The organism is Psychrobacter sp. TB20-MNA-CIBAN-0197, assembly GCF_040309765.1.
Lineage (GTDB): Bacteria > Pseudomonadota > Gammaproteobacteria > Pseudomonadales > Moraxellaceae > Psychrobacter > Psychrobacter submarinus.
On sequence record NZ_JBEOPC010001394.1, the window covers coordinates 1 to 235 of the forward strand.

The following is a 235-nucleotide window of genomic DNA, read 5'->3' on the forward strand; positions in this document are numbered from 1 at the left end:
GGGGTACGTCTGGCGGGGCTCGGGTGCTGGGGCTGGACGCCGTGGGCAGCGTGCAAGTGGGCATGGCGGCCGACCTGGCGATCTACCGCCTGGACCAGCCGCGATACTTCGGCCTGCATGACCCGGCGATCGGGCCGGTGGTGGGCGGAGGACGCCCGACGTTGCGCGCCTTGCTGGTCGGTGGCCGGTTGACCGTACACGACGACCAGTTGCCTGACTTCGACCTGGCCGAACT

1 pseudogene is annotated in these 235 nt (G+C 70.6%); it reads left to right on the plus strand.

What is annotated here, in order from left to right:
* Positions 1–23 precede the first annotated feature (23 nt).
* Positions 24–235: pseudogene (locus AAEY83_RS18540) on the plus strand (amidohydrolase family protein); the annotation flags it as partial.